General features: G+C 72.6%; 7 protein-coding genes and 1 pseudogene. 4 read left to right on the forward strand and 4 right to left on the reverse strand.

What is annotated here, in order from left to right; translation table 11 throughout:
- Nucleotides 1–83 precede the first annotated feature (83 nt).
- The gene (locus B0I32_RS54195; protein ID WP_106253169.1) at nt 84–2,597 is read right to left on the reverse strand and encodes a polysaccharide lyase family 8 super-sandwich domain-containing protein; all 2,514 of its coding nucleotides are present in this window, start codon (nt 2,595–2,597) and stop codon (nt 84–86) included.
- Between the two features lie 93 nt (nt 2,598–2,690).
- Entirely contained in the window at nt 2,691–3,095 is a 405-nt protein-coding gene (locus B0I32_RS54200) for a hypothetical protein (RefSeq protein ID WP_106253171.1), read from the reverse strand.
- Nucleotides 3,096–3,169: 74 nt separating this feature from the next.
- Here B0I32_RS54200 and B0I32_RS54205 point away from each other — a divergent pair, with 74 nt between their 5' ends.
- Nucleotides 3,170–4,459 carry a cytochrome P450 gene (locus B0I32_RS54205; RefSeq protein ID WP_219912517.1) on the forward strand — a complete coding sequence of 430 codons (1,290 nt, stop codon included), beginning with the start codon at nt 3,170–3,172 and terminating at the stop codon, nt 4,457–4,459.
- Here the strand turns inward: B0I32_RS54205 and B0I32_RS54210 are convergent.
- The gene (locus tag B0I32_RS54210; protein WP_106253172.1) at nt 4,443–4,907 is read right to left on the reverse strand and encodes a MarR family winged helix-turn-helix transcriptional regulator; all 465 of its coding nucleotides are present in this window, start codon (nt 4,905–4,907) and stop codon (nt 4,443–4,445) included. The two genes, B0I32_RS54205 and B0I32_RS54210, sit on opposite strands and share 17 nt — an antisense overlap.
- A 90-nt stretch (nt 4,908–4,997) precedes the next feature.
- On the opposite strand from B0I32_RS54210, the gene B0I32_RS54215 reads away from it, so the two are divergent.
- The 3 genes from B0I32_RS54215 (at nt 4,998) to B0I32_RS54225 (ending at nt 7,853) form a co-directional block, all read left to right on the forward strand.
- Complete coding sequence (locus tag B0I32_RS54215) at nt 4,998–6,488, forward strand: MFS transporter (RefSeq protein WP_106253174.1); 1,491 nt, start codon at nt 4,998–5,000, stop codon at nt 6,486–6,488.
- Nucleotides 6,489–6,503: 15 nt separating this feature from the next.
- Nucleotides 6,504–7,325, forward strand: coding sequence for an SDR family oxidoreductase (locus B0I32_RS54220; protein ID WP_106253175.1), 822 nt, complete (start codon nt 6,504–6,506; stop codon nt 7,323–7,325).
- Between the two features lie 99 nt (nt 7,326–7,424).
- Complete coding sequence (locus B0I32_RS54225) at nt 7,425–7,853, forward strand: anthrone oxygenase family protein (protein WP_106253181.1); 429 nt, start codon at nt 7,425–7,427, stop codon at nt 7,851–7,853.
- Here the strand turns inward: B0I32_RS54225 and B0I32_RS54230 are convergent.
- Nucleotides 7,850–8,073: pseudogene (locus tag B0I32_RS54230) on the reverse strand (hypothetical protein); the annotation flags it as partial. The gene B0I32_RS54225 and the pseudogene B0I32_RS54230 sit on opposite strands and share 4 nt — an antisense overlap.

Here is an 8,073-nt window from a genome sequence, read left to right on the forward strand (position 1 = left end):
TCCATCTTCACGCCGAGAAGTGCTCACCAAATGACTACTTATCCCGAGAAGTCCACGCGAAGGCCCCGGAGTCCCCGTGAACGTCAGCGCAGGGTGGCGGTGAAGGTGCGGCCGTAGGCGTGCCGGGTCGTCACCTGGATCAGCGTGCCGCCGGGCACCCGCCTCGCCGTCACCCCCTCGTCCGCGCCGTCGAGCCTGAGCGACGTGCCCAGCAGCATGACGGTGACGCGGTCGCGCTTCATCGTGGGGTCGGACACGGCGACCGTCGTACGCCCGCCGGACCCGCGCGGATCGGACCGGACGATGACGGACGCGGGCCCGTCGATGAGCAGCCGCCCGGCGTGGCGCGGGCCGGCGGTGAAGACGTTGGCGGCGACGAGGCCGAGCAGTTCGTGCCTGATCGCCTGCACATGCCGGTCGTTGGCCAGCACGGTCAGCGACCCCCGGGCGTAGGCACGCAGGCGGGCCCCGCCGGCGTTCGGCACCAGGGCGTAGGCGAGCGCGCTGACGCCGCCCTTCGCGGGATGCGCGACCGAGGCGGTGAACACGTTCTTGGTCACGCTGGTGTCGGGGTTGGCGGTGCGGACGAGCCTGCGGCTGCGGGTCACCGTCTCCAGCCCGGCGCTGACCGGCTGCCGGGTGAGGAAGGCGTAGCCGACGGAGGTGCCGCGGGTGCCGTTGGCGTAGCGGAGCCAGCGCGGCGGCGCGCTGTCGCCGGGCCGCCAGTCCCGGCCGGTCCACGACTCGCCGGTGACCGTGACCGCGTCGCCGGGGGCGGCGATGCGGCTGTCCACGGTGGTGACGGCGTCGCGCCCGCCCTGGCCGGAGACGTCGGCCGCGAGCACCACGATCTCGTCGTCGAACAGGAACCACGACTTGGTGGCGCGGGCGTTGCGGTAGGCGACGAAGTCGTCGGGCAGGACGCCCTCCTGCTTGGCGGTGTAGGCGGCGTCGTCGCTCTGGACCATGCCGCTGACGCCGTACGCGCCGAGCGTGGCGCCGCCGGAGAAGGCGTTGCCCGAGACGGGGAAGTAGACGTAGGTGTTCTGGGACTCCGAGGAGGAGGTGAAGTTGAGCGGATGTCCCGGGTTCTCGTACCAGAGCCGGCCGCCGTACGACTCGGGGACCGTCTTCCGCTCCTCGACCGGCGCGGTCACCCCGGCCAGCCGGTACGGCGAGACGGTCGTGTAGTAGTCGACGCCGAAGACCTCGCGCTGGTCCTCCCCCGACAGGTAGAGGTAGTAGGCCCCGTCGCCCTGGAACCAGGGCATGAGGTTCTCGCCGCTCATGTACTCGTACTTGCTGATCCGGTCGGAGCTGCGCGCCAGCGCGAAGGCGTAGCCGGGGCGGCGGTGCACGGTCCGGTCCATGGCGTTGAACGCCACGCTGCGCTCGGCCGGGTTGAGGTCGGCGGCCGGGACGGCCGCGTCGGCGCGGATGGCCGCGTAGCGGGCGATGCTGCCGGGAGAGACGAAGGCGGCCTGGTCGGCGGCCGGCAGGAACTTCAGGTACTTCTTCAGCGCGAGCGCGCCGGCGTCGTCCACGTGCTCGGTCAGGTCGGCGACGGCCTCGGCGATCACGCCGACGTCGGTGTAGCCGGTGGTGGTGCGGACGACCGCCCGGCCCTTGACGATCTCCATCATCCAGCCCTCGAAGATCAGCGGGGCGAAGCCGTCGGCGACCCAGCGGTAGACCACGCCGGGCAGGTCGTCCGAGGCGCCGCCGCTCACGCCTTCGAGCATCTTGAGCGTCTGCACCACGCGGCTCAGCAGGGCGCGGCCGTAGGAGCCGGTGTAGGCGACGCGGTGGTGCTGGATGAAGGAGCCGTCGCGGTAGTAGCCGTCGGTGACGCCGTGCTGGAGGTCGTACGGGTCGATCGTGGCGAAGACGGTGGCCTGGTCGGAGATGGCCTTGGCGACCCGGGCGTCGTCGCCGGTGAGCGCGCCCTGGAGGATCCGGTTCGCGGTGATGTCGGCCAGGTTGGCGCCGGTGTGGAAGCGGGAGTCGAGGTCGACGTCGCCGTCCTTGCCGCTGCGCAGGTAGGCGTCCATGGAGGCGATGTAGGTCGCGGTCAGGCCGTCGGGCACCTGGTCGCCGAGCAGGGCGAGGGTCCTGCTCACGTGGGTGGGGATGGCGATCTCCCAGTTGTGCCAGTTGCCGTAGTAGCCGGCGGACTGGTCGCCGAAGTAGCGCTCGTGCAGCCACACCAGGCCGTCGGCGGCCCGTCGCCGCACCGCCTCGTCGCCTTCGAGCTGGCTGCCGGGGGCGCGGGTGGCCAGCGCGATCTCGTACAGGTACTGGTACGCCTGACGCAGTTGGACGTCGTCGGTGCCGAGCCGCAGGCCCGCGAACAGTTCGCCGTCGCCGGCCTGGTCCATGGCGGTCAGGCGCTGCCTGGCGGTGGCGAGGATCGAGGCGAGCTTGCCGGCCAGCTCGGGACGGGCGTTGACCTCGGGGGTGCCCGCGAGCATCGCCACGGTGTTGGCGAGCACGCGCGGATGGTCGACGGCCGCGGCGCGGGCGGAGGCGGAGGTGGGGGTGGCCGCGGCGACCAGGCCGGCGGCGGGGAGAAGGGAGAGAACTTGGCGGCGGGACATGTGCGGCACGGCGTGACTCCAGGCCGGTGGGGGGCTGCCCGGCTCACCTTACATGATCCCTTACGGCCCGGTCAGCAACCGCTTTCCAGCAGCTCAGTCGTCCGCGTACGACAGGATGACGGCCTCCGTCACGAGCGTCACCTGGTTCTCCGTGTGGCAGTCGGCCTGGCGGACGGCGAGCTCGGCGCCGCAGCCTTCGCAGACGAGGTTGGGCCCGTCGAGCAGGTTGATCCCGCAGCAGCCGGTGATCCGGGAGGTGTCGGGATGCAGCCGCATGCCCCTGACGTCGTCGGGATGGACGACCAGGCCGGGCGGCTCGCCGGAGAACTCGCCCGGGCGGTGGTTGGCCGCGTACGTGCCGGGCGGCATCCGCGGCGCCTTGATCCGCTCGAACCACTCGGTCGCCCCCTCAGGGGACTCCTTCCACGGTGGCAGCGGGATCTTCCTGACGGATGCGGTGATCGTCCGGCGGCAGGCGAAGCACAGGAAACGCGCCACGACGCGAGACTACTCCGGGGATGTGACGTGCGCGCGCCTTGCCAACGGCGCGAAGGCCGGGAGACCGTGACCTTGTGCGCGAGATTCCAGGACCCCCTGACGGCGGCGACGCCATCGGTGCCGCCGGCGGCCTGCACACCTACCAGTTGCGGCTGCACGAGCGCTACGGCCCCGTGGTGCGCTTCCAGCTCCCGGGCGGGCTGACGGCGGTCTCGGTGGCCGACCCCGTGCTGCTGGAGGCCACGGCCGCGGTCGACGAACGGCCGGACCAGCTGTTCGAGTTCCTGGCCCCGCTGTGCGAGGCGGGCAACCTGCAGACCCTGCCCGCCGCCGAGCACCGGCCGCTGCGCCGCGCCCTGCTGTCGGCGCTGGCCGGGCGGCGCTCGCACGAGGCGCACTTCGACGGCTTCACCGCCCTGGCCGTGGACCTGGCCGACCGGTGGGCGAGCCGCGCCGCCGACGGGCCCGTGGAACTGCAGCAGGACCTGAGCGAGCTGTCGTTGCGGATGATCTGCCAGTACGCGCTCGGCGGCGGCATCGAGGAACCGGCGCGGGTGGTGAGCGCGTTCGAGACCGTGCTGACCGGCTATCTGGGCCGCCAGTACGAGCGCGGCGAGGACCTGTCGCGGGCGGAGCGGGCGCTGGCGTACCTGCGCGAGGTCGTGGACGGCGTGCTGGCCCGGGGAGACAGCGACCTGGTCGCCGCGCTGGTCAAGGAGGGGCTCGGCCCGGTCAGGGTGCGCGACACCGTACTGATGATCATGCTGGCCGCGCACCACACGACCGGGGTCGCGGTCTCCTGGACCCTGCACCTGCTGGCCGGGCATCCGGGCCCGGCCGCGCGGGTGGCCGCCGAGCTGGACGACGTCATGGGCGACCGGGTCGCGCCCGCCTACGCCGACCTGCGCCGGCTGCGCTACCTCGACATGGCGCTGAAGGAGTCGATGCGGCTCTACCCGCCGGGCCCGTACGGCGCCCGCGAGACCACCGAGGACCTCACGCTCGGCGACCACCACGTCCCGGCCGGCACGACGATCTCCTACCCGTTCTGGGCCGTGCACCTCAACCCGCGCTACTGGCCGGACCCGCGGGCCTTCATCCCCGAGCGGTTCACCGCCGCCGAGCAGGCCAGGCGGCCCAGGTACGCGTTCATCCCCTTCGGGCTGGGCCCGCGCGGCTGCGAGGGGGCCGCGCTGGCCATGGTCGAGGCCGAGCTGGTGCTGGCGGTGCTGCTCAAGCGGTTCCGCTTCGAGCCGGTCGCGGGGCATCGCGTGGTGCCGGTCGAGCGGTTCGTCCTGTGGGCCGAGAACGACATCCGCCTGCGCCTGACCGAGCGGCCGGACAGGGTCACTCCCGGGCAGTGAGGCGTTCGGCCTGGGCGCGGCCGACCTCGGCCGTGCGGCGCAGGTAGTCGGCGATCAGCTCCAGCTCCGCGTCGTCGTAACGGCCCAGCACCTCGCCGAACGCCGTGCCGGGGATGTCCCAGGCGTCGCTGATCCGCGTCCTGGCCCCCGGATCGAGGGCGACCAGGGCCCGCCTGCGGTCGTCGGGATCGGGCCGGCGGACGACGAGACCCGCCTTCTCCAGGCGGTCGACCAGACGGGTGGCCGAGCCGGGGGTCAGGCCCGTCAGACGGGCGACGTCGCCCGAGCTCACCGGGCCCGGCTCCAGCTCCAGCAGGGCCACGCACTGCAGGTCGGTGGGGTGGAGGCCGAGCCGGTCGGCCATGGCCTGGTTGAACAGTGTGTACGCCGCGTAGTGGCGCTGGCTCTCCGCGATGACTCGCTGCAACGTCTCGGCTCGGTTTGACATGGGCGGCTCCGTGCTCCACATTTATTTGCGCTACACAATCTTTGCGTGGCGCAACCTTTGCGCGACGCCTTCATTCTATCCGGAGACTCCATGCTCATCCGCGCGTCCCCCGAGGCGCCCGTCCGGCCGTGGGCCGTGCTCGCGGTCGTCATCGCCGCCGCGGCCCTCGACCTGCTCGACGGGACCATCACCAACCTCGCCGCCCCCGCCATCGTCGCCGACCTCGGCGGCGGGCAGGCGCTCGTCCAGTGGCTCGGCGCCGGTTACGCGCTCGCCCTGGGTGTCCTGCTGGTCACCGGCGGACGCCTCGGCGACCGGTACGGCCGCCGCCGCGTCTTCCTGACCGGCCTGACCGGCTTCATCCTCGCCTCGATCGCCTGCGGCCTGGCCACCGGCCCCGCCATGATCATCACCGGGCGGATCGTCCAGGGCGCGTTCGGGGCGCTGATGATCCCGCAGGGGTTCGGCATCATCGGCGCCGTCTTCCCCCGCGACCGGCTCGGCCGGGCCTACAGCCTCTTCGCCCCGGCGCTCGGCGTCTCCTCCGTCGGCGGCCCGATGCTGGCCGGGCTGCTCATCGAGGCCGACCTGCTCGGTCTGGGGTGGCGGGGCATGTTCCTGATCAACATCGTCCTCGGCGGCGGCACGCTGATCGCCGCGATCCGGCTGCTGCCCGCCGACGACGGCGAACGGGGCACCACGGTGGACGCCCCGGGCGCGGCGCTGCTCGGCGCGGCCATGCTCGGCCTGCTCTACGGCCTGATCGACGGCTCGGCCGCCGGCTGGTCGGTGCGCCCGCTGCTGTGCCTGGCCGCCGGGCTGGCCTTCGCCGCGCTGTTCTGCCTGCGCCAGGTCACGGCGCACGCGCCGCTGATCGAGCCGTCACTGCTGCGCCGGCGCGGGTTCACCGCCGGGCTCCTGCTGAGCGTCGTCTTCCACGCCGCCGTCGCGGGCCTGCTGTTCGTGCTGGCCCTGTTCCTCCAGTCCGGCCTGGGCTACTCCCCTGTACGGGCCGCGGCGCACCTGTCACCCGTGGCCGTGGGCATCATCGTCGCCTCCGTGGCCTGCCACCGCCTGGTCGCCCGGCTCGGCCGCGTGCTCATCGCCGTCGGCCTGGCCATCACGCTCGCGGGGACCGCCTGGCTGCCGGCCGTCGTGTCCGGCGGGGGCTGGGCGCTCGTGCCGCCCGTGCTGTTCGTCGGCCTCGGCCTCGGCACCTGTTTCGCCACCGTCTATGACGTGACCTTGGGCGACGTGGACCAGCGCCAGGCCGGCAGCGCGGGCGGATCGCTCAGCGCCGTCCAGCAACTCGCCAACGCGGCCGGCGCCGCCGCCGTGACCACCGTCTACTTCCACACGGCCGGCCTCCACACCGCCGGCCAGGTCCGCACCACCGACCTGCACACCGCCGACCAGGTCGCCACCACCGGCCTCCACGCCGCCGGCCAGGCACAGGCCGCGACCGCCGCCGCCGTTCACGCTCAGGCCGTCACGCACAGCCTCCTGGTCGTCATCGTGGCCACGCTCGTCTGCTGCGCGCTGGTGTGGCTGCTGCCACGCCGCGCGCACGCCCACCACTGAAAGAATCTCCGAAGGATGACCATCCTCGTCACCGGCGCCCGCGGCGCCGTCGCCACCGCGCTCATCGGGCTGCTGCGCGAGCGCGGCCTGCCCGTCCGCCCCGCCTCCTCCACCCCGGCCGACCCGTCGATCGTCAGGTGCGACCTGCGCGACCCGTCCACCTTCGCCGCCGCGCTCGCGGGCGCGAAGTCCGTCTTCCTGTACGCCGAGCCCGCGCACGCCAGGGAGTTCGCCCGGGAGGCGGCCGACGCCGGGGTCGAGCACATCGTGCTGCTGTCGTCGTCGTCCGTGCTCACCCCGGATCCCGACGCCGACCCGCTGGCCAGATCCCACGTCGAGGCGGAGCGGGCCCTGACCGCCGCACCGGTGCCCGCCACGCTGCTGCGGCCCGGCGCCTTCTGCGGCAACGCGTTCGCCTGGGCGCGGCCGATCAAGGCCGGGGAGCCGGTCGCGCTGCCCTATCCCCAGGCGCACGTGGACGCCGTTCACGAGGCCGACCTCGCCGCCGTGGCCGCCGCCGTGCTCACCGACCCCGGCACGCTCGGCGGACGGGCGTACACGGTGACGGGGCCGCAGTCGCTCACGTTCGCCGACCAGATCGGGGTGCTGTCCCGCGCGATCGGGCGCGAGATCGTGGTCAAGCGGATCAGCAGGCAGGAGTGGAAGGCGCAGGCGGGCCCGTACATGGAAGGCCCGGTCGCGGACGCGCTGCTCGACTACTGGGAGAGCCGCGACGGGCGGCCGGCCGAGCTGACGCCGGTGGTGGAGGAGCTGACCGGGCGGCCCGCGCGCACCTTCGCCTCATGGGTGGAGGAGCACCGGAGCGCCTTCCGCTGACCCACCCCAGGGCTCGCCGGGTGCCGGGTGGACGCTCACGTATGGGGTTGAGCGGGACGACCATGGACCGTCCCCGGCCGGCGCGGTCACGATATGACCATGCTCGCACTCGCGCTCATCACCCTCGTGCTGCACGGCGCCCTCACCGGCCTGTTCTACGCCTTCTCGATGTCCGTCATGCCCGGCCTGAACACCCTCGACCCCGCCAGGGCCGAGGAGGCGATGCGCGGCATCAACAGGAAGATCCTCAACCCGTGGCTGTACCTGGTGTTCCTCGGCTCGCCGGTGGCGGCGCTGGTGGCCGGGTTCGTGGCGTCGTCCGTCTGGTTCTTCGCCGCGGCGGCGGTCAACTTCGTCGGCTCGTTCCTGGTCACCATGGTGATCAACGTGCCGATGAACAACGCCGTCGACGCCGGGACCATGTCGTGGAAGGAGTACTCGCCGCGCTGGACCGCGTTCAACACGCTGCGGACGGTGGCCTGCGCGGCCGGACTCGTGCTGGTCGGCATCGGCCTGACCGCTCTTTAGTAGATGCGGTACTTCTTGCCGCAGTTGTCGAACTTCCCGGCCCAGCAGGTGAAGGTGTAGACCTTCTTGACACCCTTGCCGCTCCACGCGCCGACGACCTCGCCGTCCCAGGACTTGTTGAACCGCTTCCAGTGACCGCCCTGGTACACCTCGAACCAGACCCAGCCCTTCTTACCGCCGACCTTGTCCACCCCGTACCACTTCGTGAACACCTTGCCGT

The organism is Nonomuraea fuscirosea, from assembly GCF_003001935.1.
GTDB classification, from domain to species: Bacteria; Actinomycetota; Actinomycetes; order Streptosporangiales; family Streptosporangiaceae; genus Nonomuraea; species Nonomuraea fuscirosea.